A 26,322-nucleotide genomic window follows, 5' to 3' on the forward strand; every position below is an offset into this window, starting at 1 on the left:
GTAACCTGAAATCCGATGAATCAACCGGGAGCTACCATGACAACCGTGAACATCGTCTCCGACATTGCCTGTCCCTGGTGCGATCCAGGACTCAGACCGCTACGCCGATGTGGTGCGCGAAGACGAGGCCAGGTACCAGCAGGCCGGCGTTTCCGCGGTGCCTGCGTATATTGTGAATGAACAGTACCTGATCTCCGGCGCCCAGGAACCGGACGCGCTGGTCAGGGCGTTTCGGGAGATTGCTTCGGAACACTGAGCAGGGCGCGCGCCAGCTCCATGCCGATGCCGATGATTGCAGGGGTTATCCTCCCACTAAAAATGGGAGGATAACCGGTCGTTTGCCCATTGCTGATACTCAGACAAGGCAAGAGGCCTCGAGTAGTGAAAGCCCTGAGCCAGGTCCGCTCCCAGATCGGCGACTATCTTCATTTGCTGCGCTGTCTCAATGCCCTCTACGGTCACCTCGAGCTTTAATGCCTTGGCCATCGATATCATGGATTCCATGATCGTTCGGGCTTCTGCGCTGACTTCCAGGTTGTTGACAAAAGCCCGGTCGATTTTCAATCCGGACAGCGGCAGGTTGGTCAGGTACTGAAATGAAGAATAGCCTGTGCCGAAGTCGTCCAGACTGACCTTAAAGCCTTGATCGCGCAGATTGCCAACGGCCTCTCGTGCTTGCTCCGGGTCCTGAATCAGTGCGCCTTCTGTAATTTCAATTTCTAATGATTCGGGACTTACTCCGTATGAAGAAACCAACCTCCCCAGATCATTAATTAGCGAGGGGTTCATCAAGTTGTTAATCGCGAAGTTAACGCTGACTGGCATAAGATTCTGCGACTTGATGTTTATGCATGCTCTCGCGATCACGAATCGCGTCACAGGGTCTATCAATGTCGTACTTTCCACCTTTGGCATGAACAGCCCGGGCATAACCATTTTATTTTCATGATTGAACCAGCGCAGCAAAGCTTCTGAACCAACGTGTTGGCCGGTCCGCAGACATATTTTGGGCTGGTGGAATAGCTGAAATTCCTGATTGGCCAAGCCATCTCGGACACGCGCTATAAGCTGTACCCGCTCAGCAGTTTTCTGGTCAAACATCGGATCGTAACGTCGGTAGGAAACATTATTCTCCATCGCTACCGACAAGCCGGTTCGCGCGCGGTTGATAACAATCTCGGGATTCTGATCGCTTTCTCGAATAAGGTAGCTTCCGGCAACAATCTGAACACGCAGTGAAATGCCTTTTACAATTGTTTCTTCTTCACCAACTCTCTGAGCCACGTCAAAAATGAAGCCCACTTCTTCTTGAGCGCGGACTTCCTCCTGAGATACAACAGAAAATAGAATTGCCAGCTCCGATTTGCTGAATCGGTAAACCTGGTGGGAAACTCGGATGTTGTAGCTGATGCGTTCGGCCAGGTCTCTCACGACTTGCTCAGCCGTCTCAGCGCCCATCGACTGCAAAATTTCCCACAGATCCTGCATCCGGACCAATAGTATCGCTGATGAGGGAGCCCCATTCTGATTCGCTTTTCGAAGTAACCGTTCGAGATCACGGCTGAGGGCAGCTTGAGTCCAAAGTCCGGTTTTGTGATCGATTTCAAGTGCAAGAAGGCGGCGATGATTGGCCTGTCTCAGGCTTTGGAACAGCCCTGCCGAAAAAACACCGATAAGAAGGAAAAAGGCTATACGAGCCAGCCAGTTGGCCGTTGACTGGTGAGTGCCAGCTGAGACATCCAGAGGCATCCATGGGCCCAGAAGGAGCCCTGCTGTTATCGAGCTCAGGACTGCTCCAGCTAATCCAAACCAGACGGCGGTTAACAATACCGGTAGCAGCATTACATAGGGGTAGGCGTAGCCTGTACCGCCGGTGAAGTGCACAACCCAGGTGCCGAGGGCTAAAAAGCTGACAATAACCAGTAGCCTGCAAACCGTTCTAGCAAATGCTGACAACTGTGGCCATTTCTGCGAGTGCCATATGGTTTCGAAGGTAGGAAGATAACTACTAGTTTCTCTAGTCATTTGACTCCCGTGTGAATAAATCAATCTTACAAATTCCAGATAGTACATTCACTTGCAATCATGGAGTTGTATCAGCGACCTTCTTTGCCAACCGGGACCCACCACTACCAGCGTAGTTTAAAAAAGAACCGTTGCTATGTAAAAAAATGTTACATAACTCGCTGGCAGGACATTTGCCTTTTGCCTTGGATCTAACAGCAATTCAGACCTCTCGCTGCTTCGGCAAACGAAGGCAGGAAGTTAGGCATTGATAATGTCGTAGCGCTCTTATTCATTGGAATTAGACCCGGTACCTGAAGTGTAACTGTGCCCCCCATTTCCACAGCATCATCGTGCTACTGGACAATCGGTGCCAGGCCCGCCATGACCGCATCGCACACCTGCTCCTGGTTACGGCCCGCACCCGGCACCGTCAGGTCGGCCCAGAAGGAGTAGAGCTGAAAGCGTTCCGCGAACAGTTCCGCCAGGGACTGATCCGGCCGGCGGGAAATGCCCCGCATGCTGTGATCACCGATGCGTTCGATCACCAGTTCCAGCGGGATATCCAGAAACACCAGGGTGCCGCTGGACCGAAGGTATTCCATGGCCGGGGCGCTGTAGACCGCACTGCCGCCTGTACTGATCACCTTGTGGCGTACGTCCAGCTTCAGCAGCACCTGCTCTTCGAGATGCCGCAGGGCCCCATAGCCGTCCTGGTCGACAATGTCCTGCAGGGTGCGGCCGGCTTGTTCCTGAATCAGCAGGTCGGTATCAATGAAGCCAAGCCCGAGCCGCTTGGCCAGGAGTACGCCGACGGTACTCTTGCCGCTGCCGGGCATACCGATAAGGACAAGGTTTCCGGAACTGCTCTGGTGATCCACGATTGTTTCCCGGTGAATGAGAACTGGCCGACAATACGCAGAACGTAACATTTTTCCCACAATGCCCGCGCTTTATTCCGGCCCGCAAGGCCGTATAATTCCTCAGGGCCGGCCTGAAAGTACAGGGCGAACCGGCAGATAACCGCATCTTTCACGAGTGAATAATGATAACCGGCAGAACCCTACTGATCCCGTCACTGGCTGCTTTTCTGCTCGGGCTGTCCGCACCGGCCCTGGCAGACAGCATCCAGCGTATTGTGCACCCGGACGGCACTGTCGAATTCACCAATGTGAAGAGCAAGAACCAGCCCAGGGCCTCCACTGGCAACGATACGGTCTATCGCTACCAGGATGAAAACGGTGTTGTCGCCTACAGCAGCGCTCAGCCGGCGGGAGCGGAGTTCGATGTCATCCGCTTCCAGTGCTACGCCTGTGATCCGGATTCCACCGTCGACTGGCGCAAAACGCCGCTGTTCACCAAGCCGTTCCGTTCCGAAATACAGACCGCGGCCCGGGAATTCGGGGTCGATCCGGCGCTGGTGCGCGCGGTCATTCATGCCGAATCCGCGTTCAACGAGAAAGCACTGTCGCCGGTCGGCGCACAGGGGCTGATGCAATTGATGCCGGGCACCGCCGAGGAGCTCGGTGTCCACAACGCCCTGGAAGCGGCGGAGAACATTCGTGGTGGGGTGAATTATCTGGCGAACATGCTGGAGCGGTTCAACGGCGACATCCGGCTGGCCACCGCGGCCTATAACGCCGGGCCCGCAGCCGTCAGCCGGTACCAGGGAGTGCCGCCCTACGCGGAAACCAAAGCCTATGTAGAGCGGGTCGGCATTCTACACGAACGCTACGCCGCCCGGTAACCACCGCGCCTGCCAGGGCTTGCCGGGCAGGAACGAAGGTGACCGGTTAGCGGCCCGGAGGCTTACTCTGAAGCCGCAATCAGGCTGGCGTTACCGCCGGCTGCAGTGGTGTCCACACACAGATGGCGTTCGATCACGAACCGCTGATCCAGGGTATGCTCGGTAATCAGCGGCAGCAATGCGCCGTCACGCTTGGCAAGCGCTTCACGATACTGCTTTAGCAGCGTCTGTCCGGCGCAGCTCACCACCGCCTCAAAGCCATTGACGGTTGCCAGAGCCTCCGGCTCCAGCAGCCCCTCAACACCGGCAATCGGCAGACCCGCCTTGGCAGCTTTGTCGATGGTGTCCTGCACGCCCGGGGCAATCACCACTACCTTGTTACCCTGGGACAACGCGGTTCCGGCCTGTTCCAGGGCGGTTTCCCGATCCGGCCCCAGGCACAGCACCACACCACGGGCGTGATTGGACAGGCGATTGGTCTCGCCCGTTGGCCCCGGCAGGGCTTCCACATGGGCGTCCAGCGGTGCGGCAACGTCCCCGAAGATTGGCTTGAGCGCGTCAAGACGGGCGTCCGGCTTCGGTGCCGTCAGTTTGTCCAACTGGCCGATCAGCTTTTGCAACTGCTTGGCATCCACCTTCTTCGCGCCGGAATCCGCCTCACGCTCAACCGTCTTGCCCTTCAGGAACCGGCGGACGTATTGCGGGCCGCCGGCCTTGGGACCTGTGCCGGACAGACCCTCACCGCCGAACGGCTGGGAGCCGACGATGGCGCCGATCTGGTTCCGGTTCACATAGGTGTTACCGACCTTGATCCGGCTGGTAATCCGCTCGACCCGGCGGTCTACCCGGGTGTGCAGGCCGAAGGTGAGGCCGTAGCCCTTGGCATTGATCGAATCCACCACCTTGTCGATGTTCTTTGCGTCAAAGGTAGCAACGTGCAGCACCGGCCCGAAGATTTCCTCTTCCATCTCCTCGATGCCGCTCACGCTCAGTACCGCCGGAGACACAAACAGCCCCTTATCGGGAATCGGAAGCTTCTTCAGGAGCTTGCCATTGCGCTCGAACTTGTCGCAGTGATCGACAATCTTCTTGCGAGCGTTCTCGTCGATTACCGGGCCCACATCGGTGGACAGCAGCCAGGGATCGCCAATGCCCAGCTCTTCCATGGCGCCATACAGCATCTCCAGAAGGTTGTCGGCAATGTCTTTCTGCACGTACAGCATGCGCAGCGCCGAACAACGCTGACCGGCACTCTGGAAAGAAGAGGCCAGTACGTCACGCACCACCTGCTCCGGCAGCGCCGTGGAATCCACGATCATGGCGTTCAGGCCGCCGGTTTCCGCCACCAGCGGGGCATCGGGCGCCATGTTCTCGGTCATTACCTTGTTGATGCGCTGGGCCGTTGCGGTAGAGCCCGTGAAGCACACACCGGTTACACGGGAATCGGAGGTCAGCGCCGCACCCACGGTTGCGCCGGTGCCTGGCAGTAACTGGATGGCATCTCTGGGAATACCCGCCTGGTACATCAGTTCCACTGCCCGGACGGCCAGCAAGGACGTCTGCTCGGCCGGCTTGGCAACAACGGTGTTGCCCGCCGCCAGGTTCGCCAGAATCTGCCCGGTAAAGATCGCCAGCGGGAAGTTCCAGGGCGAGATGCAGCAGATCACTCCGCGGGGGTCGCCGCTGTTCTTGTAGCGGATCGCCTCATTGGCGTAATACTGGGAGAAGTCCACCGCCTCACGGACCTCGGCGACGGCATCCAGCAGCGACTTGCCCGCCTCGCGGGTGGTCAGGGCGAACAGCTCGTCGACGTTTTCCTCGTAAAGGTCGCCCACCTTGCGAACGCAGGCCGCACGCTCTTCGACGGACTTCTGTGACCAGCTCTTGAAGCCTTCCGCAGCCGCCGCGATGGCGACATCCACATCGGCGTCCGAGGCCTGGGTGACATGCCCCACCAGATCATCCGGGTCGGCCGGGTTGCGCACCACCTGCACCTCGGTGCCGGCAACCTCGCCGGCAATCAGCGGGCCGCCTTTCCAGCGGTAGTCCTTGTAGGCCCCGCGGCCCTTTTCAATCGCCTCTACGGTCACCGGATCAGTGATGTCCCAGCCCTTGGAGTTGCGACGGTTCTCGCCAAAAATATTGAACGGATGCACGATTGCCTTGCTGGAAATGTTTTTGCCCATTTCCTCGACGCTGACAATCGGATCCTTGGCGATCTCTTCCGGCGTAATGCGCTTGTCGACAATCTGGTTCACAAAGGAACTGTTGGCCCCGTTTTCCAGCAGACGGCGCACCAGGTACGCCAGCAGATCCTTGTGCGGCCCCACCGGCGCGTAAATGCGGCACGGCACGCCGCTGACTTTCAGTACCTCGCTGTGCAGGGACTCGCCCATGCCGTGCAAGCGCTGGAATTCGTAGTTATCGACGCCTTTGGTCTTGGCCATTTCCAGAATGGCGGAAACCGAGTGGGCGTTGTGGGTGGCAAACTGCGGGTAGATGCGTTTGGTCATGTTCAGCAGTTTGGTGGCGCAGGACAGGAACGAGACGTCACTGCAGGCCTTGCGGGTAAACACCGGGAAGCCGTTCAGGCCCATCACCTGGGCGCGCTTGATTTCGGCATCCCAGTACGCCCCCTTGACCAGGCGCACCATGAACTTGCGGTCGTACTTCTCGGCCAGGCCATACAGCCAGTCAATCACAAACGACGAGCGCTTGCCGTAGGCCTGAACCACCACGCCGAAGCCATCCCAACGGGCCAGCTCGGGATCGGACACCAGCGACTCAATCACATCCAGGGACAGGTCAAGACGATCCTGCTCCTCGGCGTCGATATTGAACCCCATGTTGGCGGCAGCCGCCTTCTTGACCAGGTCGCGGGCCCGCGGCAGCAACTCGTTCATCACCCGCTCCTTGTTGCCGTATTCGTAACGGGCCAGCAGGGCGGACAGCTTGACGGAAATGCCGGGGTTCTTGCGGACATCGCCCTTGCTCGCCTTGGCGATGCTGTCGATGGCGTTGGAATAGGATTCGTAATAGCGCCGGGCATCGGCGTCTGTGCGAGCGGCCTCGCCCAGCATGTCATAGGAGTAGGTATAGCCCCTGGCCATGTACTCCTTGGCTTCATCCTGGGCTTCGTCGATATCACGGCCCAGCACGAACTGGCGTCCCATTTCTTTCATCGCCTGGCCGGCCACAGTACGGATCACCGGCTCGCCGAAACGCTTGAGCAGTTTGCGCAGGGTATCGCCTACGGTGGTGCGCTCGGAGTCCTTCAGCAGGTTGCTGGTCATCAGCAGGGCAACGGTGGCTGTGTTGATGAGCGAGGACGACGCCTTGCCCACATGGCTGCCCCAGGCGCCGGAGGTAATCTTGTCTTCGATCAGCTCGTGAATGGTGGTGTTGTCCGGCACGCGCAGCAACGCCTCGGCCAGACACATCAGGGCAACGCCTTCCTTGGTGGTCAGGCCGTATTCCGCCAGGAACTTTTCCATGATGGTGGACTTGGCGCTCTTGCGAACATCACGCACCAGGCCCGCCGCGCGGGCTGAAATGGCGTCCCGCTCAGCCTGGGACAGCTGGGCGCCAGCAATCATCTCGTGAATCACCTTGTGCTCATCAGCAAGAATGTAGTCACGGATCGCCTGCCGGCTGTCAACAAGCTCCGGCGTCTCTGATTGCTGCGGTCTCATAGCTGTACCCTCTTAGTTGTTTGTCTCCCCCGCATTCTACCGAGATCAACAAAGACTATTTGTCTATAAAAACCAGGCGAGCACACCATTACGTCTTTTTTAGATGGTTAAATTTTAATATTTCCCTCAGAAAACATTAATTTTCAGGTACTCCGCCTGTCATGTTCGGCTATCCGGTTTTTGCCGCCAGCTCTCTCAGCATGCCGTGAGCCACGGAGAAAACGGCACAATCCACATCGGTCGCGGTCTGCATATCGCTCAGCATGCGCTCCCACCGGCCGAGCAACGCCTGCTTGTCGTTTCGCCATGCCTCCAGCCGTTCCGCCGGGGTTGCACTACCCGCTACCGGCTCGAAAAACACGCTGAGCGTGAGTGTCCTCAACTGGTGATCAAGCTCATCCCGGTAATGGATGGTCGCCAGCACCTGCCAGTGGCCGCTTGCCCGGAAGGTCCGCATTTGCCTGTCGAGCCAGGTCAGCTTGAGGCTTTCACCAAGCCTGAAATACACCCAGGCAACGGCTTCCAGGCTCTGCCCCAGCTGACGGGAAATCTCGATCATATCCATCAGCCAGTAACGGCTCTCTGCGGACGCGCACCAGGCCGACAGGTCCTGCGGAACCTTGCGCTCACAATATTCAGCATAGCTGTCCTGCCAGCGACTTGCAGGAATCACCGAGCCGAGACGCTCCTGCGAAGCCAGTACATCTGCCAGTGGCGCCCGGTAATGCTCAATGCAGGACGTCGGATCCAGCGCCTGCCGCCGGTTCTTCAACAGCCAGCTGGTGCTGCGGGTTACCAGCCGAATGGCATCGGCAAACAGCTCTGCCTGCACATCGGCGCTGATCTTGCCATCCAGCGATTCTATGGCTTCCCAGTGGGCGTCTACGTCATGAATGCGCAGGGAGATCAGGTAGGCGGCGGCAATCCGGCCGGGGTCTGCGCCTGTGGCACTGCGAACCCGGTCAAACCAGGTGATGCCCATGCGGTTTACCAGATCATTGGCGATCTGGGTTGCGGCGATTTCCGCCCGCAGCGGATGCGTGTCCACCGCTTCGGGAAATGCCGCCAACAGGGACACCGGGAAGGCCGAGTGCAGTGCCGAGTTAAACCGGGAGTCCTGCACGATCGGTGAGGCTACCAACGCCTGCTTCAGCTCAATCTTGGCGTAGGACACCAGCACCGCCAATTCCGGCCGGGTCAGGCCCGCACCCCGATCACGGCGGGCCTGCAGCTCTTCCTCGGAAGGAAGAAATTCCAGGCCGCGATCCAGCCTACCCTCGGCCTCCAGCCGTCGCATCAGCCGCTCATACTGGTCGGCGCTGGCAACCGCCCGCTTCCCGGCAAGGCTCAACGCCATGGCCTGCCGGTAATTGTTTCGCAACACCAGCTCGGCGACCTCCGGGGTCATTGCCCGGAGCAGTCCGTTGCGCTCAGGCAGTGTCATGCGCTGCCGGTGCACCAGATCATTGAGCAGGATCTTGATATTGACCTCGTGGTCCGAGCAGTCCACACCGCCGGCATTATCGATGAAATCGGTATTGGCCGAGCCACCAAGACGCGCAAAATCAATCCGCGCCCGCTGGGTCACCCCGAGGTTCCCCCCTTCCCCAAGCACCTTGCAGCGCAACTGGTTGCTGTCGATCCGGAGCGCATCATTGGCCTTGTCACCCACCTCTTCGTGGGTCTCGGAAGGCGCCTTCACATAGGTGCCAATGCCACCGTTCCACAGCATGTCGACCGGGGCCTTCAGCATGGCACTGATCAGCTCCGCAGGCGGCAACGATCGCGCCTTGATGCCCAGCACCCGCCGCATGGCCGCCGACACCGGAATGGATTTCATGGACCGGGAGAAAACACCGCCCCCCTCGCTGATCAGCCCGGTGTCGTAGTCGGCCCAGGTGGAGCCCGGCAGGTTGAACAGGCGTTGACGCTCACGGAATGCGGCTGCGACATCGGGTTTGGGATCGATGAAGATGTGCTGGTGGTTGAAGGCGCCGATCAGGCGGATCCGGTCTGAGAGCAGCATGCCGTTACCGAATACATCCCCGGCCATATCGCCGATACCGACCACGGTGAACTCGTCCGCCTGGGTGTCGGTGCCTCGCTCCAGAAAATGCCGCTTCACCGATTCCCAGGCGCCCCGGGCGGTAATACCCATTTTCTTGTGGTCATAGCCTTCGCTGCCGCCCGAGGCGAAGGCATCGCCCAGCCAGAAGCCGTATTCCGCGGCAAGCATGTTGGCAATGTCGGAAAAGGTGGCGGTCCCCTTGTCGGCCGCAACCACCAGGTAGGTGTCGTCGGCGTCGTAACGAACCACATTTTCCGGGGGTACGACCCTGCCATCGACCAGGTTGTCGGTGATGTCCAGAAGCCCCCGGATAAAGGTCTGGTAGCAGGCCACCCCCTCTTCCCGCAAGGCCTCCCGTGAGGCGTCCTGCGGTGGCTGCTTCACCACGAAGCCGCCCTTGGCACCGGCCGGCACGATGACCGAGTTCTTCACTTGCTGGGCTTTGACAAGCCCGAGAATCTCGGTGCGGTAATCCTCTATCCGGTCAGACCACCGCAGACCGCCCCGGGCGACCGGGCCCGCCCTGAGATGCACCCCTTCTATCCGCGGCGAGTAGACAAAGATCTCGAATTTCGGCCGCGGGCGCGGGATATCCGGTATGGAGGACGGGTCCAGCTTGAGCGAGAGGTAACTCCGGAAGCCACCGCCTTCCTGGCGCTGGAAATAATTGGTCCGGAGCGTGGCCCGGATCAGCACGAAAAAGCGCCGGAGAATCCGGTCATCGTCGAGGCTTGCGACCGCTTCAAGCGCACCAAGTATTTCCGCCCCGATCCTGTCAGCCGTGGCCTGGCCTTTCTTTTTGAGCTGCAGCTCCGGGTCAAACCGTTTCTGGAAGTAACTGACCAGCAGGGAGGTAATGTCCGGGTGGCGCGCCAGGGTCTCGGCGATAAAGGGCTGGCTGAAGCCGAAACGCAGCTGCTTGATATAGCGGGCGTAGGCCCGCAACAGCGCCACCTCACGCCAGCCGAGGCCGCACAGCATGGTCAGCTGGTTGAATTCGTCGTTTTCCGCAAAGCCATTCCAGATCTCCCGGAACGCCCCCTGGATCAGCGGCCTGGCGGTATCCAGATCGGCACCCCGGCAGCTGGCGTGGAGTTCCACGGTAAAGTCACTGACGCCGAAGGCTTCACCATCCCGGCGCCGCACCGGATAGGGGTGCTCCCCGAGCACCCGCATACCCAGGTTCTCCAGGATCGGGATGACATCGGACAGCACAACCGCCTGCCCCTGGCTGTACAGCTTGAAGTGGAACCCGGTTTCGGAGGCATCCCTTGGCTGGTAAAAACGCATGGGCACATCGGTGCTGACGGCGATGGACTGGATCTGTTCGATATCAGCCAGAGCCTCCGCTACCGGGAACCTGGCCCGGTACGTGGAGGGGAATCCGCCGCTGAATACCTGAGCGTAACGCTCGCCGAGGGATTCGCCAAAAACCCGCACCAGCTCGGCGCGCAGATCCTCGTCCCAGGAGCCGGACTCCTGCACCATCCGGGCGACAAGCTCACGCAGCTCAAGGGAGTCATCACTATCGGGAGACTGGCTCTGTAGCACATCCGCAAGCTGTTCCAGCAGGGTTTGTTCTTGTAGGGCGCGGGAATCGGTCATCGAAACTCTCCGGACTGAATCTACGGTCTTTCGGTATTAGCGTAGCTCACAGTATACGCAAGCCCTGAAAGTCACTTTGGCCGTATAGTTTCGGAATTGAGGAGTTTTGATTATATTTACCGGGTATTTTAGCCGTTAATCCAGCCTGGAACCGACTCTATGGCCGATTTGGACAGAATTGACCAATCCATCATTCGCGAATTACAGAAAAATTCCCGGATCACCGTGACCGAACTCGCTTCCCGGGTCGGCCTTTCCAAAACCCCGTGCCAGGTCCGGATGCGCCGCCTGGAGGAACAGGGTTACATCACCGGTTATACCGCGCTGGTCAACCAGACCAAGCTGGGACTGAGCCACATCGCCTTTGCCCAGGTCACCCTGAATGACACCAGCAGTGGCGCACTGACGGCCTTCAACAACGCCGTCAAGCAGTTATCCGCGGTGGAGCAATGCCACATGATTGCCGGCAACTTCGACTATCTTCTGAAAGTCCGCACCCGGAACATGCAGGAATACCGACAGGTCCTTGGAGAGGAAATATCGGCCCTGCCCCATGTGCTCCAGACCAGCACGTTTGTGGTGATGGAAAACGTGAAGGATGCGGGCATCTGAAGTCACCCGGGCAGCGCCGAACCCCTATCTGCCGGAGGCATCTCCCCGACTCAGAAAACGGGGTAAGGTAATTCCCTGCTGCCCCATCCAGCGATAAACCGTTGGCCGGGATACCCCGAACTGTCTGGCCACCTCTGAAATGTTCCAGTGGTTAGCGTGCAGGGCATTCAGCAGAGGCGTTGATTCGCTATCACTGGCAGCCAGGTCATTTTCGAGGGGAGGCATGCGGTCAGGCACGCATTCCTCCGGCAAGTCATTGGCTGTGATCTCGCCGCCGTCACAGGTTGCCTCAGCAAACATCAGTGCATTGACCAGCTGGCGAATGTTCCCTGGCCAGTCGCAGGCCAGAAGTGCGCTCACGGCGTCTGCACGCAATCGAACTGCCGATTGCCCCCCCGCCGGCAATCAGGTTATCCAGTACAGAATGAATAACGTGCAGCCGGTCCGCCCTTTGCCGCAGCGGCGGCAGCTTCAGAGAAGCGCCATTGAGACGATAGTAGAGGTCCGCACGGAAATCACCGCGCTCAATCAACTGCCCCAGATCCTGATGGGTTGCGGCGATGACCCGACAGTTCACACGAACGGGCCTGTCCCCACCAATCGGCAGGATCTCCCCTTCAGCGAGGACCCTCAATAGCCGGGTTTGAAGTTGCAGTGGCATGTCCCCAATCTCGTCAAGGAACAGCGTGCCACCATCCGCTTGCTGGATCAGTCCTCGCATGCCTTTGGTTCGTGCGCCCGTGAAGGCGCCGGCAACGTATCCGAACAGTTCGCTCTCAATCAACGATTCCGGAATTGCGGCGCAATTAACAGCCACAAACGCCCGTTTGCTCCGATTGCCTGAGTCGTGGATAGCCCGGGCAAGAATCTCCTTCCCGGTACCGGTCTCACCAAGTATCAGCAGGCCTACGTCCCGATTTCGAAGCCGCTTGGCCAGGCCAAGCGTACGGCGCATGACAGGGTCGTCGGCAGCCAGCCTATCCAGCCCCGGAACCCGCTCATCCGCTGCGAATGATTCAGGCCCAGCCGACCGGGGGGAGACGATGCGCGGCTGAATCAGCGCAGCAAAGAAGGTGTCGCCGCTGCCCTGACGACGGAAAGCCCGCACCTGGTCCTCCTGATCAAACGGGATGCTCCAGATATCCTCCAGTTGACAATCGAAAAGCTGAGTCAGGCCTGGCTTCTGGTCTATGATTTTCTGCCGAGGCATATCGCCAATCAGCGCACGACCCGCAGTATTGCTGGCTTCTACCCGCCCCGCCTCGTCGATGGCGAAGAGATATTGCCCGTTTACCTGGACGAACTCCCGTGAGGCATCACAGCGGAAAATCACCTGATTACGGTATCTACGGAGGAAGTAGGCGTCTTCAATCATTCGGGCGTAGAGCTGAGTCAGGTTAAGCGCAAACGTCTGACTGTAGCGGGCCTGCGGCGAGTCCAGTGCGGAAATATCCAACACCGCCAGCAGCTTGCCGGAGGAGTCGAGGATCGGTGCCGAAGTGCAGGTCAGGCTGATATGAGTCGCATCAAAATGATCAACCCGATGGCAGGTCAGTGCCTGCTGCTCCGCAATACAGGTTCCAACGGCACAGGTACCAGCATACTGTTCGCTCCAGTCAGCGCCGAGATATAGCCCTGCCTGTCGAAGGCGCCGGTCGGAACGCCTGTCACCCAGGTACTGGACAGTAATCCCGCGATCGTCGGTCAGCAGCAGCACATACCCCAGATGGGAAATCATCCCATACAACTGTTCGACGCCTGCCCTTGCCACATTCAGGAACTCGTCCACCGAGTCCTGGTGCTCCCGCAGGGTCTGCTGAGTGACGATACGGGCGCTACGGGGCTGGCTCGGGTCAAGCCCGTAATCCGTTATGCAGCGCTTCCACGAACGCCCGATCAGCTCCGTCTCGGGGGATGCTGTTGCTGACCGTCTCCCCTCGGCATAGCTGAGAATGGAATCGATGTGGTGACGTTGGGCAAGTTGTTGCGCGGTCATGCAAAGCTCCTGAACCGACGGGCTCTTGTTGGTTGCCATCTGTCGGAGGACTACTGCAATGTCCGCTCAGCTTATACCCTTACCACCTCCCACCGCATCCTTCTTTAGTACCACTAAAGACGTTACACCTGTAACGTCGGAAGGCTCCCGGGCATTACAGCTGTAACGTTCCGCGAACGAGAGTTGCCGTGAAATTTGCGCAGCCACGGCTTGTGCTCTCTAAAGGACATCAATTATTTCAGGAACCTGGACGTCTGCAGCTACTGTTAATCAGGACCTGGCACAGCAGCTGCAGAAGCCACTTTGCAAACAAAAACAATGCAACAGTGGAGAACGCAAATGACACAACACCCTCTTACCCCTACCGAAAAAGTCGAGCAATGGCTCGCCAGTTTCAGTGAAACCCTGCAAACAGACAGCCCCGAACAGGCTGCTGATCACTTTGAGGAAGGCGGGTTCTGGCGGGATCTTGTTTCAATGACCTGGAACATCAAGACCCTTGAAGGCCGAGACGAAATCCGGAGCATGCTCGCTACCATGGCGAAAGCCAGGCAGCCCCACAACTGGCAGGTATCCGAGGAGGCCACCGAACAGAACGGTGTGCTGGAAGCCTGGATCACCTTCGAGACCGATGACGCCTTCGGCAAAGGGCAGTTGCGGCTTCGTGACGGCAAGGCCTGGACCCTGCTCACCACCATGCAGGAGCTGCGGGACTTCCCGGAGAAACGCAAACACCTGCGCCCCAAGGGCGCCCAGCACGGCGCCAGCAAGTCCCGCAAGACCTGGCTCGAGGCCAGACAGGAAGAAGAGCGGGAACTCGGTTACGGCAAACAGCCTTATTGTGTGGTCATCGGTGGTGGCCAGGGTGGCATTGGCCTGGCAGCCCGCTTACGGCAACTGGATGTGCCCACCATCGTCATCGAGCGTAACCCGAGGCCCGGCGATTCCTGGCGCAACCGTTACAAGTCCCTGTGCCTGCACGACCCGGTGTGGTACGACCACATGCCCTACATTCCATTCCCGGAGCACTGGCCAGTCTTCTGCCCCAAGGACAAAGTTGGGGACTGGCTGGAGATGTACACCAAAATCATGGAGCTGAACTACTGGAGCTCGACCGAATGCACCGGCGCCCGCTTTGACGAGGACCGGCAGGAGTGGATCGTTAACGTGGTCCGGGATGGGGAAAAAGTGACCCTCCGCCCCAAACAGCTTGTACTGGCTACCGGCATGTCCGGCATCCCCAATATCCCGAACATTCCGGGCATGGACAGCTTTGAGGGGGAACAGCATCATTCCAGCAAACACCCGGGCGGGGAAGCCTACAAGGGCAAGAAGTGCATCGTGCTGGGCTCCAACAATTCAGCCCATGACATCTGCGCCGCCCTCTGGGAAAACGATGCCGACGTAACCATGATTCAGCGCTCCTCCACCCATATCATCAAGTCCGACACACTCATGGACCTGGCACTGGGTGGCCTCTATTCGGAGCAGGCAGTCGAAAACGGCATCACCACCGAAAAGGCCGATCTGACCTTCGCGTCGCTCCCCTACCGGATCATGCCTGAATTCCACAAGCCGGTTTACGAGCAGGCGCAGGAACAGGATGCGGATTTCTACAACCGCCTGAGGAAGGCAGGCTTCATGCTGGACTTCGGTGATGATGGCTCCGGCCTGTTTATGAAGTACCTCCGCCGTGGCTCCGGTTATTACATCGATGTCGGCGCCTCGGAACTCGTCGCTCAGGGGGAAATCAAGCTGAATAGCGGCGTGACCATTGAGCGCATAAACCCCAGGTCCGTGACCCTGACAGACGGTACCGAGCTGCCCGCAGATCTGATCGTGTATGCCACCGGCTTCGGCTCAATGAATGGCTGGGCCGCCCGTATCATTTCCCAGGAGGTCGCCGATAAGGTGGGCAAATGCTGGGGGATGGGCTCGGATACCACCAAGGATCCCGGCCCCTGGGAGGGCGAACTGCGCAACATGTGGAAACCGACCCAGCAGCAGGCACTCTGGTTCCACGGTGGCAACCTGCACCAGTCCCGACATTACTCGCTTTACCTGGCGTTACAGCTGAAAGCACGGATGGAGGGGCTGGAAACACCAGTTTACGGATTGCAAACGGTCCATCACCTGTCCTGATACAGCCTGGGCCCCACCCGTGGGAGGTCGGGGTCCCAGTTTCTTTTATTCCTGCTCGTACTTCGGCTTGTAGCCGCTGGCATCCAAGCGGGGCCGGTCCTGGTCGTCTTCCGCCAGCGGCTGCACTTCCTCCAGGCTGGCCAGGGAACGGAGGGTCAGCCTCTGGTACTCCTCGGTTCCCTTTTTCTTCCAGGCGATTTCCTTGTCGCTAAGCATCCGCATCACTTTTGCCGGTGACCCGACAATCAGTGAGCCCGGCTCACAGGTGAACTTTGCCTTCACAAAGGCGCAGGCGCCAACGATGGAGCGGGGGGCAATGTGGGCCTCGTCCATTACCACCGCATTCATGCCCACCATGGCGTCCTCGCCAATGATGCAGCCATGCAGAATGGCCCCGTGCCCGACATGGCCATTTTTTTCGACAATGGTGTCCATGCCCGGGAAGGCGTGCATCACGCAGGTGTCCTGCACGTTCGAGCCCTGCTTCAGGACAATCCGGCCAAAATCCGCGCGCAGGGACGCTGCCGGCCCCACGTAGCAGTCCGGCCCTATCCAGACATCGCCGATCAACACGGCTGTCGGGTGAACATAGGCCGACGGGTGAACGACGGGAACAACGCCTTCTATACTGTAACTGGGCATAACGCTCTCCTGGGCAAGTAGATACCGGAACGGGACCAGACCTTTGCAAGGCCGACGAACGTGGGACCCGAAACGTTATTGTGATTCATTTTCTGTATCACATTATCGTTTTTTCGGTGATTTTTCATGCCTAAAATGCCGGAAAGGCCAGCCAAACGCCGTCAAAAACCGTGATAAAACCAGACACCAGTAAATCTTTACCTTCTTTTTCAATAGTATAAATCAAGATCGCTACGACCCAACACCAAAGTGATACAAAACGACCAACTCACAATCCTTGACCAGTATCAATTCTAAGATATACTCATTTTTCTGACTCGATAGCGCCGTACCGGTCCAAGACGCCCTTCAAGCTATCCCCCAAACCAACAACAGGACGAATTCACCATGACTCAGCCGAGCATTCTTCTTGAAATCGATCAGGGCGTGGCTCTGTTAACTCTGAACCGCCCGGACAACCTGAACAGTTTCAATGTCGAAATGCACGAGCGCATGCGCGATGCCATCAGCACCGTCCGCAAGGATGAAGCTGTCCGTGTACTGGTCATTACTGGCTCCGGTCGGGGCTTTTGCGCGGGGCAGGATCTGTCTGACCGCAGCGTCTCCCCGGATCAGGAAATGCCGGATCTGGGCGCCTCCCTGGAGAATTACTACAACCCGCTGATGCGCAGTCTGCGAGACCTGCCGATGCCCGTTCTGTGCGCGGTGAATGGTGTAGCGGCCGGTGCCGGGGCCAACATCGCCCTGTCCTGCGACATCACCCTCGCAGCGCGTTCCGCCAGTTTTGTACAGGCTTTCTGCAAACTGGGCCTGGTGCCCGATTCCGGCGGCACCTGGACCCTGCCCCGCGTGGCCGGTATGGCCCGTGCCAAGGGCATGGCGCTGCTGGGCGACAAGATCGGCGCCGAGCAGGCGGAGAGCTGGGGCATGATCTGGCGCTGCGTGGATAACGAGCAGCTCATGGAAGAAACCATGAAACTGGCCCGTCATTTCGCGACCCAACCCACCAAGGGCCTTGCGCTGATCAAGCGGGCACTGCACGCCAGCGCCAGCAACACCTTTGAAGAGCAGATCAATCTGGAGCGTGATCTTCAGCGCATGGCCGGGCAGACCGAGGACTACCGCGAAGGCGTTGCCGCCTTCATGGAAAAACGCACGCCGAACTTCAAGGGGAAATAAGCCATGCCGGCACTGGATACTCAAACCAAAGTTGCCGTCGTTGGCGCCGGCGCCATGGGCTCGGGCATTGCCCAGGTGGCCGCCCAGGCGGGCCACCAGGTTTACCTGCACGACCAGAGAGAGGGCGCGGCGGAAGCCGGCCGTGATGGTATTGCCAGGCAGCTTCAGCGGCGGGTCGACAAGGGCAAGATGCCGCAGCAGGAGCTGGACGCGGTTATTGGCCGGATTCAGGCTGTCGCAAAGCTGGATGAAGTCGCCGACGCCGGGCTGGTGATCGAGGCCATCATTGAAGACCTCGACATCAAGCGCCAACTGCTGGCCAACCTGGAAGACCTGTGCGCCGGGGACGCAATCCTCGCCACCAATACCTCGTCCATCTCCGTGACCGCCCTCGGCGCCGAAATGACCAGGCCCGAGCGCCTGGTAGGCATGCACTTTTTCAATCCGGCGCCGTTGATGGCGCTGGTCGAAGTGGTGATGGGCCTGGCCACCAGCAAGACCATCGCCGAGACCGTTCACGCCACGGCTGCCGCCTGGGGCAAGAAGCCGGTGTATGCCACCTCGACGCCCGGCTTTATTGTTAACCGCGTGGCCCGCCCATTCTACGCGGAAAGCCTGCGCCTGCTGCAGGAACAGGCCACCGATGCCGCCACGCTGGATGCCATCATCCGCGAAGCCGGCCAGTTCCGCATGGGCGCCTTCGAGCTGACCGACCTGATCGGCCACGACGTGAACTACGCGGTCACCAATTCCGTGTTCAACGCCTACTTCCAGGATCCGCGTTTCCGGCCGTCGCTGACTCAGAAAGAACTGGTGGAAGCCGGTCGCCTCGGACGCAAGAACGGCCAGGGTTTTTATCCCTATGGCGAAGGCGCTGAAAAGCCCGAGCCCCAGACCGAGCCCACTCGCCAGTCCGAGGAAACCGTGCTGATTGTCGAAGGCAATCCCGGCGCGGCCGCCCCGCTGCTCCAGCGTCTGAAAGAAGCCGGCCTTACTCTTGTCGAGCGCGACGGCCCGGGCCAGCTCCGTTTCGGTGACGCCGTGCTGGCTCTGACCGATGGCCGGATGGCGACCGAGAGGGCCGCCACCGACGGCATCGCCAACCTGGTGCTGTTCGACCTGGCCTTTGACTACCGCACGGCATCCCGGCTTGCCCTGGCCGCCGCCGACCAGACCTCGGAAGCAGCCATCTCCAGCGCCTGTGCTTTACTTCAAAAGGCGGGTATTGCCATAAGCCTGATTGCTGACCGCCCCGGCCTGTTGGTGATGCGCACCGTGGCCATGCTGGCCAACGAAGCCGCCGATGCCGCCCTCCATGGCGTTGCCACGATTGCCGACATCGATCTGGCTATGAAAGCGGGCCTGAACTACCCGGAAGGTCCGCTGAGCTGGAGCGACCGCCTCGGGGCAGGCCATGTATTTAACGTTCTCACCAACATCCAGAACAGCTACGCAGAAGACCGCTATCGCCCTGCCCTGCTGCTCCGGAAGAATGCATTTGCACAGAAGGGGTTTTATTCATGAGCGAAATGGACCCGCAAACCCTCGCCGAGGAATGCGCGAAAGCCATGTTCGCGCGCGACCGCGCCAGCCAGAAACTGGGCATGAACATCGAGTCGGTCGCCCCCGGCAAGGCGGTACTCACCATGACCGTCACCGGCGACATGATCCAGGGCCACGGCTCCTGCCATGGCGGCTACCTGTTCACCCTGGCCGACTCCGCGTTCGCCTTTGCCTGCAACAGCTACGACCGGGCCACCGTGGCCTCTGGCTGCAGCATCGATTACATGTACGGCGCCAAAGAGGGCGACCGGCTGACCGCCACCGCCGAAGAGCAGGCCCGTGGCGGCCGCACCGGCGTTTATGACATCACACTAACCAACCAGGATGGCCGCAAGGTCGCACTGTTCCGGGGCCGCTCCTACGAGGTTCGTGGCACCGTACGCAATTCGGAGGAAACTGCATGAGCACCGACAACACCCTTAAAGACGCCTACATCGTCGATGCCATCCGAACCCCCATCGGGCGTTACGGCGGTGCGCTCTCCGCCGTTCGTGCAGACGATCTGGGCGCCGTGCCCATCAAGGCCCTGACCGAACGCCACCCGGATCTGGACTGGTCAAAGATTGACGACGTGCTCTACGGCTGCGCCAATCAGGCCGGCGAGGACAATCGGGATGTTGCCCGCATGTCCCTGCTGCTGGCAGGCCTGCCTGTAGATGTTCCCGGGAGCACCATCAACCGCCTGTGTGGCTCCGGTATGGATGCAATTGGCAGCGCGGCAAGGGCCATACGTACCGGCGAAACCCAGCTGATGATCGCTGGCGGCGTGGAATCCATGTCCCGCGCGCCGTTTGTCATGGGCAAGGCCGACTCGGCCTTCAGCCGCAAGGCAGAGATTTTTGACACCACCATCGGCTGGCGCTTCGTCAATCCGGTGCTGAAGAAGCAGTACGGCATCGATTCCATGCCCGAGACGGCCGAGAACGTCGCGGCCGATTTCGGCATCTCCCGGGAAGACCAGGATGCCTTCGCCCTGCGCAGCCAGCAGCGTACCGCCGCTGCCCAGAAGGAAGGCCGGCTGGCCGCCGAAATCACCCCGGTGACCATTCCCCGCCGCAAGCAGGACCCGCTGGTGGTGGATACCGATGAGCACCCCCGGGAAACCAGCCTTGAAAAGCTCGCCTCGCTGCCGACTCCGTTCCGTGAAAAAGGCACGGTCACGGCCGGCAATGCCTCCGGTGTGAATGACGGCGCCTGCGCTCTGCTCCTGGCCGGCGCCGATGCCCTCAAGCAATACAACCTCAAGCCCCGCGCCCGGATCGTTGCCATGGCCACCGCCGGCGTCGAGCCACGGATCATGGGCTTTGGCCCGGCGCCAGCCACCCGAAAGGTGCTGGCAACCGCCGGCCTGGAGCTGGCCGACATGGACGTGATTGAGCTGAACGAAGCCTTCGCCGCCCAGGCCCTCGCGGTTACCCGCGACCTCGGGCTACCGGATGACGCCGAACATGTGAACCCCAACGGCGGCGCCATTGCCCTGGGCCATCCGCTGGGCATGAGTGGAGCGCGGCTGGTAACCACCGCCCTGAACGAACTGGAGCGCCGCCACGCGGCGGGCCAGAAAGCCCGGTATGCCCTGTGCACCATGTGCATCGGCGTTGGCCAGGGCATCGCCCTGATTATTGAGCGGGTGGATACGGTGGCCTGAGGCCACCGTGCAGAACTGAACAAAGACCATTACTCGACAAGAACAACGCAGGACAGAATCATGACCTTACCACTGCAAAAACTTGGCAAACTTGACCGAATGGAAACCGCCAGCATCGATGAGCTGCGCCATGAACAGCTGCAGCGCCTACGCTGGAGTGTTGTCCATGCCTACACCAACGTGCCCTTCTACCGCAAAGCCTTTGACGACATCGGTCTGAAGCCGATGGACATCAATTCTCTGGATGACCTGGCCAAGGTGCCCTTTACCGCCAAGGCGGACCTGCGCGACAACTACCCCTTCGGCATGTTTGCCACGCCCATGTCCGACGTGGTGCGGGTACACGCTTCCAGCGGAACCACCGGCAAGCCGACCGTGGTCGGCTATACCCAGAGTGACATCAACACCTGGGCCGACATTGTGGCGCGGTCCATCCGGGCCGGCGGCGGCTCCCGGGGCGACAAGGTCCACGTTTCCTACGGCTACGGCCTGTTCACCGGCGGTCTTGGCGCTCACTACGGTGCCGAGCGCCTGGGCTGTACGGTCATCCCCATGTCCGGCGGCCAGACCGAGAAGCAGGTCCAGCTGATCAAGGACTTCGAGCCCGACATCATCATGGTCACGCCGTCCTACATGCTGAACATCGCTGACGAGATGGACCGCCAGGGCATTGATCCCCATAAGCTGCCCCTGCGTCTTGGCATCTTCGGCGCCGAACCCTGGACCAACTCCATGCGCACCGAAATCGAGGAGCGCCTGGGCATCGAGGCCCTGGATATCTACGGTCTGTCGGAAGTCATGGGCCCCGGCGTGGGTATGGAGTGCATTGAGACCAAAGATGGCCCCACTATCTGGGAAGACCACTTCTACCCGGAAATCATCAACCCGGAAACCGGGGAAGTGCTGCCCGATGGTGAATACGGCGAGCTGGTGTTCACGTCCCTGACCAAGGTGGCCCTGCCGATCCTGCGCTACCGCACCCGGGATCTTACCCGCCTGCTACCAGGCACCGCGCGCCCCATGCGCCGGATGGACAAGATCACCGGCCGCAGCGACGACATGCTGATTATTCGCGGCGTGAACGTGTTCCCGAGCCAGATCGAGGAACAGGTCCTGAAGTGCCAAGCGCTGGCGCCGCATTATGAGATTGAGGTGTACAAGGAAGGCAACCTGGACTGCGTGGATATCCGGGCCGAGCTGAAACCGGGGGTCACCGACAGCCCGGAAAGCCGTGCCGCGGCCGCCAAGGAGCTGGCCCACCACATCAAGTCCTACATCGGCATCAGCACCCGGGTCGAGGTGGTGGAAACCAACCGCCTGGCGCGCTCGGAAGGCAAGGCCAAGCGCGTGTTCGACCGTCGCAAGCAGTAAATCTGCGTCATTCGCCGGGGCCAGTCCGCCGCCGTTGCGGCTGCCCCGGCGCATTCCTGCACCCTCTCTGTCGATTTATTTTCACTCTCCTTATGCAGATCTCGATAGCATTTCTGACCGTATCATATTTTTTAGCATTCAAATCAGCAATCTAATACCCATAAAGCAATCTCCAAAATCTAACATGACACACAAAGACTGTTCTTGATATTTATTCAGTATCATATAATATGGAGTTATTCGCCCTCTGGTTGTTAGCCGAGGGTGCCAGTGTTCACGGAGCTACAGAACAATAGGCCCGAACCGGAGGTATTTATGTACGCCCAGCTCGTTGAAACCGGCGCCAAGCGCCTGAAGACCCTGGAAGAGATGTCGCCTGAAGAGCGCGAGTTTCAGGAAAAGGTTGACGCCGAAATCAAGATTGAACCCAAGAACTGGATGCCGGAAGGCTACCGGAAGACGCTGGTTCGTCAGATTTCCCAGCACGCCCACTCCGAAGTGGTCGGCATGCTGCCCGAAGGTAACTGGGTTACCCGGGCCCCCACGCTCAAACGCAAGCTACAGCTGATGGCCAAGATCCAGGACGAAGCCGGCCACGGCCTGTACCTTTACAGCGCCATGGAAACCCTTGGCGCGGATCGCGATGAAGAAATCGAGAAGCTGCACCAGGGCAAGGCCAAGTACTCCAGCATCTTCAACTACCCGACCCTGAACTGGGCGGATATGGGTGCGGTTGGCTGGCTGGTCGATGGCGCCGCCATCGTCAACCAGGTGGTGCTGCAGCGTACCTCTTATGGCCCCTACTCCCGCGCCATGGTTCGTATCTGTAAGGAAGAGAGCTTTCACCAGCGCCAGGGCTACCAGATCCTGCTGGACATGATGCGCGAAGGCACCGAAGAGCAGAAGGCCATGGTGCAGGACGCCATCAACCGCCTGTGGTGGCCGGCCCTGATGATGTTCGGCCCGCACGATGACGAGTCCCCGAACTCCCAGCAGTCCATGGCCTGGAAGATCAAGCGCAAGAGCAACGACGAACTGCGCCAGATGTTCATTGACCAGACCATCCCGCAGCTGGAGTTCCTCGGGTGCACCGTGCCGGATCCGGACCTGAAGTGGAACGAAGAGACCGGACACTACGATTTCGGTGAAATCAACTGGCAGGAATTCTACGACGTTCTCAAGGGCAATGGCCCGTGCAACCGCGAGCGCATCAACACTCGCAAGAAAGCAATTGACGAGGGCGCCTGGGTCCGCGAAGCGGCCGTCGCCTATGCCGAAAAACAAAAACAGCGCGCACAAGCCGCTTGATACCGGAGGATTAGATTATGTCTGAATGGCGCCTTTACGAAGTTTTCGTGCGGTCCAAGCACGGCCTGAACCACAAACACGTGGGCAGCGTGCACGCCGCTGACGCCGAGATGGCCATGGAAAACGCCCGCGACCTGTACACACGCCGCAACGAAGGCGTGAGCATCTGGGTGGTTCCCTCCGACACCATCACGGCCTCCGCGTCCGACGAAAAGGAAATACTTTTCGACCCGTCGGAAGACAAGGTTTACCGGCATGCTTCCTTCTACAAGCTGCCCGATGAAGTCGGACACATGTAAGGAGCGGTACCCATGACACAAGCAGAAGCATTACAGGAATACCTGCTGCGCCTGGCGGATTCCGACATGATCCTGGGCCAGCGCCTGTGCGAGCTGTGCGGCAAAGCCCCGGCAGTTGAGGAAGAGATGGCACTGATGAACGTGGCCCTCGACCTCGTGGGCCAGGCCCGCAACTGGTACGAGTACGCCGCCGAGCTGATCAATGATGGCCGCGATGCCGACAAGCTGGCGTTCCGTCGCGACGCCCACGATTACCGCAACCTGCTGATGACCGAGCAGCCCAACGAGGATTACGCGGTCACCATGGGGCGGCAGTTCTTCTTTGACGTGTGGCACTACTTCACACTCAAGAGCCTGACGGAATCCAGTGACGAGCGCATTGCCGCTATCGCCGCCAAGGCGCTCAAAGAAGCCACCTATCACCTGCGCCGGTCCTCCGAGTGGGTCAAGCGTCTGGGCGATGGCACCGAAGAGAGCCACCGCCGCATGCAGGACGCCGTGGACATTCTCTGGCGCTTTACCGGCGAGCTGATCACCCCGGACGACACCGATCGTGTCATGGCCGATGCGGGCATTGGCCCGGACCCCGACCAGTTGGCCAAAGACTGGCGCGGCATGGTCAACGAAGTGCTGACCCAGGCCACCCTGACACCGGGCGCCGAAGATGCCTGGATGTACATGGGCGGCAAGCACGGCGAGCACACCGAACACCTCGGTTTCATTCTGGCGGAAATGCAGTTTCTGCAGAGGGCCTACCCCGATGCCACAACCTGGTGAATCAGACAGCCGGTCAGCCGTCGATATCCTGATTGCCAGTGATCGGGTGCCGGCCAACGCCCGCCCCGATCTGCTGACAGAGGACGACATCTGGGCGCTTCTGGAAGAGGTCAAAGACCCGGAAGTGCCGGCAGTCAGTGTCGTGGAGCTCGGCATTGTCCGGGCAGTGCGCTGGGACGGCAAAGAACTGTCCATTGACGTGACCCCGACCTACTCCGGCTGCCCGGCCACCGAATTGATTGAGGAGCTGATTGCCGAAGCCCTGCGTGCGGCGGGCTTCCGGGATCCGAAAATCAATCAGGTGCTGACCCCTGCCTGGACCACCGACTGGATCACAGACGAAGGCAAAGAGAAGCTTCGGGCCTTCGGAATAGCGCCACCCGTGGGCAGCTCAAGCAAGATGAGCCTGCTCGGGGAATCGGAAGTCCTTACGTGCCCTCACTGCGGCAGCCAGGAGACCGAGCGGGTGAGCGAGTTCGGGTCCACCGCCTGCAAAGCCCTTTACCGTTGCAAGGAATGCCTCGAGCCCTTCGACTATTTCAAATGCATCTAGAGCCGATACGATCATGAACAAATTCTACTCGCTGACCCTCAAAGAGATCAGACCTGAAACAAGAAACGCCGTATCACTTGCTTTTGACCTGCCGGGCGAGCTGGCAGACAAGTTCAGCTACAAGCAGGGCCAGCACCTGATTGTCAGAACCAGGCTGGATGGCGAGGAAGTGCGCCGCTCCTACTCGATCTGCCGCAGTGTCAACGACCAGGAACTGCGCATCGCAGTCAAGAAAGTGGCCGGAGGCCGTTTTTCCACCTTCGCCAACGAGCAACTGAAACCCGGCCAGACGCTGGAAGTCATGCCACCCCAGGGCCACTTTTCCATTGATCTGGACCCCGAGCGGGAAGGCAATTACCTGGCGATCGCTGCCGGCAGTGGTATCACCCCGATCCTGTCGATCGTCAAAACCACCCTGGAAACCGAGCCCAGAAGCCAGGTAACGCTGTTCTATGGCAACAAGGCCACCAGCAGCACCATGTTCCGGGATGAGCTTCAGGACCTGAAAAACGAATACATGGCCCGGCTGAACCTGGTCTACATCTTCACCCGCGAAGAGCAGGACATTGACCTGTACAACGGGCGGATTGACCACGACAAGTGCGATGCCCTGTTCGACCACTGGATCAACGTCAAGGAACTCACCGCCGCCTTTATCTGCGGCCCCCAGCTGATGACGGAAGACGTTCGGGATTCCCTGCAGCGCCATGGCCTGGACAAAAGCAGAATCCACTATGAACTGTTCACGCCAGCCGGTGGTGCGCCCCAGCCCCGCAAGGACCGGGATCCGTCCCACGTCGATCCGGAGTCGGTCAGCGAAGTAACTGTCATAGCCGACGGTCGCTCCCTGACATTCCCGCTGGTTCGGGACACCAGGAGCATTCTGGATGCCGGCAACGAGGAAGGCGCCGACCTGCCCTACTCCTGCAAGGCCGGTGTCTGCTCTACCTGCCGCGCCAAGGTTGTCGAAGGCGAAGTGGAAATGGACCAGAACTTTGCCCTGGAAGACTACGAGGTCGAGGCCGGCTATGTGCTGTCCTGCCAGTGTTATCCGATCAGCGACAAGGTGGTTCTGAACTACGACGAGATGTAGTTCGCGGCCAGCCAACAAGCCAG

At 59.6% G+C, this 26,322-nt stretch carries 21 protein-coding genes; 14 read left to right on the forward strand and 7 right to left on the reverse strand.

Annotated elements, in window-relative coordinates:
* Nucleotides 1–64 precede the first annotated feature (64 nt).
* Nucleotides 65–256 carry a DsbA family protein gene (locus tag msub_RS10155; RefSeq protein ID WP_048495914.1) on the forward strand — a complete coding sequence of 64 codons (192 nt, stop codon included), beginning with the start codon at nucleotides 65–67 and terminating at the stop codon, nucleotides 254–256.
* A 56-nt stretch (nucleotides 257–312) separates the two neighbouring features.
* Here the strand turns inward: msub_RS10155 and msub_RS10160 are convergent, their stop codons facing one another.
* Together msub_RS10160 and msub_RS10165 are read right to left on the reverse strand one after the other, a co-directional pair.
* Complete coding sequence (locus msub_RS10160; RefSeq protein WP_048495915.1) at nucleotides 313–2,025, reverse strand: bifunctional diguanylate cyclase/phosphodiesterase; 1,713 nt, start codon at nucleotides 2,023–2,025, stop codon at nucleotides 313–315.
* Nucleotides 2,026–2,360: 335 nt separating this feature from the next.
* Entirely contained in the window at nucleotides 2,361–2,843 is a 483-nt protein-coding gene (locus msub_RS10165) for a shikimate kinase (protein WP_048497053.1), read from the reverse strand.
* 206 nt (nucleotides 2,844–3,049) lie between these two features.
* Here msub_RS10165 and msub_RS10170 point away from each other — a divergent pair, with 206 nt between their 5' ends.
* Nucleotides 3,050–3,751, forward strand: coding sequence for a lytic transglycosylase domain-containing protein (locus tag msub_RS10170; RefSeq protein WP_048495916.1), 702 nt, complete (start codon nucleotides 3,050–3,052; stop codon nucleotides 3,749–3,751).
* A gap of 62 nt (nucleotides 3,752–3,813) precedes the next feature.
* Here msub_RS10170 and putA read toward each other — a convergent pair whose 3' ends face one another.
* Both putA and msub_RS10180 read right to left on the reverse strand, forming a co-directional pair.
* Nucleotides 3,814–7,443, reverse strand: a complete 3,630-nt coding sequence (gene putA, locus msub_RS10175) for a bifunctional proline dehydrogenase/L-glutamate gamma-semialdehyde dehydrogenase PutA (protein WP_048495917.1) — start codon at nucleotides 7,441–7,443, stop codon at nucleotides 3,814–3,816.
* 169 nt (nucleotides 7,444–7,612) lie between these two features.
* On the reverse strand, nucleotides 7,613–11,116 hold the full coding sequence (locus tag msub_RS10180) for an NAD-glutamate dehydrogenase (RefSeq protein ID WP_053077948.1): 3,504 nt from the start codon (nucleotides 11,114–11,116) through the stop codon (nucleotides 7,613–7,615).
* A 159-nt stretch (nucleotides 11,117–11,275) separates the two neighbouring features.
* On the opposite strand from msub_RS10180, the gene msub_RS10185 reads away from it, so the two are divergent.
* Nucleotides 11,276–11,728, forward strand: coding sequence for an Lrp/AsnC ligand binding domain-containing protein (locus tag msub_RS10185; protein WP_048495918.1), 453 nt, complete (start codon nucleotides 11,276–11,278; stop codon nucleotides 11,726–11,728).
* Between the two features lie 24 nt (nucleotides 11,729–11,752).
* Here msub_RS10185 and msub_RS21805 read toward each other — a convergent pair whose 3' ends face one another.
* Both msub_RS21805 and msub_RS22470 read right to left on the reverse strand, forming a co-directional pair.
* Nucleotides 11,753–12,088, reverse strand: coding sequence for a helix-turn-helix domain-containing protein (locus msub_RS21805; protein ID WP_454786186.1), 336 nt, complete (start codon nucleotides 12,086–12,088; stop codon nucleotides 11,753–11,755).
* Nucleotides 12,018–13,724, reverse strand: coding sequence for a sigma-54-dependent Fis family transcriptional regulator (locus tag msub_RS22470; protein ID WP_197083813.1), 1,707 nt, complete (start codon nucleotides 13,722–13,724; stop codon nucleotides 12,018–12,020). Before msub_RS22470 ends, msub_RS21805 begins: the two co-directional genes overlap by 71 nt.
* A 339-nt stretch (nucleotides 13,725–14,063) precedes the next feature.
* Between msub_RS22470 and msub_RS10195 the strand changes: the two genes are divergently transcribed.
* Entirely contained in the window at nucleotides 14,064–15,866 is a 1,803-nt protein-coding gene (locus tag msub_RS10195) for a flavin-containing monooxygenase (RefSeq protein ID WP_082146452.1), read from the forward strand.
* A gap of 45 nt (nucleotides 15,867–15,911) precedes the next feature.
* On the opposite strand, the gene msub_RS10200 is transcribed toward msub_RS10195, so the two are convergent.
* On the reverse strand, nucleotides 15,912–16,508 hold the full coding sequence (locus tag msub_RS10200; RefSeq protein WP_048495920.1) for a phenylacetic acid degradation protein PaaY: 597 nt from the start codon (nucleotides 16,506–16,508) through the stop codon (nucleotides 15,912–15,914).
* A 387-nt stretch (nucleotides 16,509–16,895) separates the two neighbouring features.
* On the opposite strand from msub_RS10200, the gene paaG reads away from it, so the two are divergent.
* The 10 genes from paaG to paaE all read left to right on the forward strand — a co-directional run bounded on the left by paaG (nucleotide 16,896) and on the right by paaE (nucleotide 26,299).
* On the forward strand, nucleotides 16,896–17,687 hold the full coding sequence (gene paaG / locus msub_RS10205; RefSeq protein WP_048495921.1) for a 2-(1,2-epoxy-1,2-dihydrophenyl)acetyl-CoA isomerase PaaG: 792 nt from the start codon (nucleotides 16,896–16,898) through the stop codon (nucleotides 17,685–17,687).
* A 3-nt stretch (nucleotides 17,688–17,690) separates the two neighbouring features.
* Complete coding sequence (gene paaH / locus msub_RS10210) at nucleotides 17,691–19,211, forward strand: 3-hydroxyacyl-CoA dehydrogenase PaaH (RefSeq protein WP_048495922.1); 1,521 nt, start codon at nucleotides 17,691–17,693, stop codon at nucleotides 19,209–19,211.
* Entirely contained in the window at nucleotides 19,208–19,654 is a 447-nt protein-coding gene (paaI, locus tag msub_RS10215) for a hydroxyphenylacetyl-CoA thioesterase PaaI (protein WP_048495923.1), read from the forward strand. Before paaH ends, paaI begins: the two co-directional genes overlap by 4 nt.
* Nucleotides 19,651–20,898: a 3-oxoadipyl-CoA thiolase gene (gene pcaF, locus msub_RS10220; protein ID WP_048495924.1), complete on the forward strand. Its 1,248-nt coding sequence runs from the start codon at nucleotides 19,651–19,653 to the stop codon at nucleotides 20,896–20,898. Before paaI ends, pcaF begins: the two co-directional genes overlap by 4 nt.
* A 60-nt stretch (nucleotides 20,899–20,958) precedes the next feature.
* On the forward strand, nucleotides 20,959–22,269 hold the full coding sequence (gene paaK, locus msub_RS10225) for a phenylacetate--CoA ligase PaaK (RefSeq protein WP_048495925.1): 1,311 nt from the start codon (nucleotides 20,959–20,961) through the stop codon (nucleotides 22,267–22,269).
* A gap of 315 nt (nucleotides 22,270–22,584) precedes the next feature.
* Nucleotides 22,585–23,577: a 1,2-phenylacetyl-CoA epoxidase subunit PaaA gene (paaA, locus tag msub_RS10230; RefSeq protein WP_048495926.1), complete on the forward strand. Its 993-nt coding sequence runs from the start codon at nucleotides 22,585–22,587 to the stop codon at nucleotides 23,575–23,577.
* Between the two features lie 17 nt (nucleotides 23,578–23,594).
* Entirely contained in the window at nucleotides 23,595–23,876 is a 282-nt protein-coding gene (gene paaB, locus msub_RS10235; protein WP_048495927.1) for a 1,2-phenylacetyl-CoA epoxidase subunit PaaB, read from the forward strand.
* 12 nt (nucleotides 23,877–23,888) lie between these two features.
* Entirely contained in the window at nucleotides 23,889–24,653 is a 765-nt protein-coding gene (gene paaC / locus msub_RS10240) for a 1,2-phenylacetyl-CoA epoxidase subunit PaaC (RefSeq protein WP_048495928.1), read from the forward strand.
* Nucleotides 24,637–25,206, forward strand: coding sequence for a 1,2-phenylacetyl-CoA epoxidase subunit PaaD (gene paaD, locus msub_RS10245; RefSeq protein WP_048495929.1), 570 nt, complete (start codon nucleotides 24,637–24,639; stop codon nucleotides 25,204–25,206). The genes paaC and paaD overlap by 17 nt, the downstream gene beginning before the upstream one ends.
* A gap of 13 nt (nucleotides 25,207–25,219) precedes the next feature.
* Nucleotides 25,220–26,299, forward strand: a complete 1,080-nt coding sequence (gene paaE, locus msub_RS10250; protein ID WP_048495930.1) for a 1,2-phenylacetyl-CoA epoxidase subunit PaaE — start codon at nucleotides 25,220–25,222, stop codon at nucleotides 26,297–26,299.
* Nucleotides 26,300–26,322 lie beyond the last annotated feature (23 nt).

Origin of the sequence: Marinobacter subterrani, from assembly GCF_001045555.1 — a bacterium.
GTDB lineage: Bacteria > Pseudomonadota > Gammaproteobacteria > Pseudomonadales > Oleiphilaceae > Marinobacter > Marinobacter subterrani.

Bases quoted from the DNA above. Each gene is read 5' to 3' on its own strand.
- msub_RS10160 (WP_048495915.1), bottom strand. From the start codon at position 2,025: ATGACTAGAGAAACTAGTAGTTATCTTCCTACCTTCGAAACCATATGG.
- msub_RS10165 (WP_048497053.1), bottom strand. From the start codon at position 2,843: ATGCCCGGCAGCGGCAAGAGTACCGTCGGCGTACTCCTGGCCAAGCGG.
- msub_RS10170 (WP_048495916.1), top strand. From the start codon at position 3,050: ATGATAACCGGCAGAACCCTACTGATCCCGTCACTGGCTGCTTTTCTG.
- putA (WP_048495917.1), bottom strand. From the start codon at position 7,443: ATGAGACCGCAGCAATCAGAGACGCCGGAGCTTGTTGACAGCCGGCAG.
- msub_RS10180 (WP_053077948.1), bottom strand. From the start codon at position 11,116: ATGACCGATTCCCGCGCCCTACAAGAACAAACCCTGCTGGAACAGCTT.
- msub_RS10185 (WP_048495918.1), top strand. From the start codon at position 11,276: ATGGCCGATTTGGACAGAATTGACCAATCCATCATTCGCGAATTACAG.
- msub_RS22470 (WP_197083813.1), bottom strand. From the start codon at position 13,724: ATGACCGCGCAACAACTTGCCCAACGTCACCACATCGATTCCATTCTC.
- msub_RS10195 (WP_082146452.1), top strand. From the start codon at position 14,064: ATGACACAACACCCTCTTACCCCTACCGAAAAAGTCGAGCAATGGCTC.
- msub_RS10200 (WP_048495920.1), bottom strand. From the start codon at position 16,508: ATGCCCAGTTACAGTATAGAAGGCGTTGTTCCCGTCGTTCACCCGTCG.
- paaG (WP_048495921.1), top strand. From the start codon at position 16,896: ATGACTCAGCCGAGCATTCTTCTTGAAATCGATCAGGGCGTGGCTCTG.
- paaH (WP_048495922.1), top strand. From the start codon at position 17,691: ATGCCGGCACTGGATACTCAAACCAAAGTTGCCGTCGTTGGCGCCGGC.
- paaI (WP_048495923.1), top strand. From the start codon at position 19,208: ATGAGCGAAATGGACCCGCAAACCCTCGCCGAGGAATGCGCGAAAGCC.
- pcaF (WP_048495924.1), top strand. From the start codon at position 19,651: ATGAGCACCGACAACACCCTTAAAGACGCCTACATCGTCGATGCCATC.
- paaK (WP_048495925.1), top strand. From the start codon at position 20,959: ATGACCTTACCACTGCAAAAACTTGGCAAACTTGACCGAATGGAAACC.
- paaA (WP_048495926.1), top strand. From the start codon at position 22,585: ATGTACGCCCAGCTCGTTGAAACCGGCGCCAAGCGCCTGAAGACCCTG.
- paaB (WP_048495927.1), top strand. From the start codon at position 23,595: ATGTCTGAATGGCGCCTTTACGAAGTTTTCGTGCGGTCCAAGCACGGC.
- paaC (WP_048495928.1), top strand. From the start codon at position 23,889: ATGACACAAGCAGAAGCATTACAGGAATACCTGCTGCGCCTGGCGGAT.
- paaD (WP_048495929.1), top strand. From the start codon at position 24,637: ATGCCACAACCTGGTGAATCAGACAGCCGGTCAGCCGTCGATATCCTG.
- paaE (WP_048495930.1), top strand. From the start codon at position 25,220: ATGAACAAATTCTACTCGCTGACCCTCAAAGAGATCAGACCTGAAACA.